We start from the raw sequence: 248 nt of genomic DNA, 5'->3' as shown, positions 1-248 counted from the left end.
GATAATGACCGTATTGAATAATAAGCAACTGCTTGCCCATGAAGTCGTTGAAGACTCTAATCCTACGAATAATATTGACTTTCAAACCATTATTAGCCGCCGCTTGAACCGCCGCAGTATCTTAAAAGGTGGCACGGGATTGACGGCTGCTGCTTTTTTTGGTGCGCTGCCGTTGGTCGGCTGTAGTGACGACGATGACAGCAATACCATCAATAATAGCGCAGGCAACAATGCTGCTATTCCTGCAC

The 248-nt window shown here is 46.4% G+C and carries 1 pseudogene; it reads left to right on the top strand.

The features are described 5' to 3' along the window. Positions 1-4: 4 nt before the first annotated feature. Positions 5-248 (top strand): annotated as a pseudogene (locus tag AAEY83_RS17525) (PhoX family protein); the annotation flags it as partial.

It is taken from the genome of Psychrobacter sp. TB20-MNA-CIBAN-0197 (assembly GCF_040309765.1).
Lineage (GTDB): Bacteria > Pseudomonadota > Gammaproteobacteria > Pseudomonadales > Moraxellaceae > Psychrobacter > Psychrobacter submarinus.
This window is presented reverse-complemented; position numbering and strand designations above follow the sequence as displayed.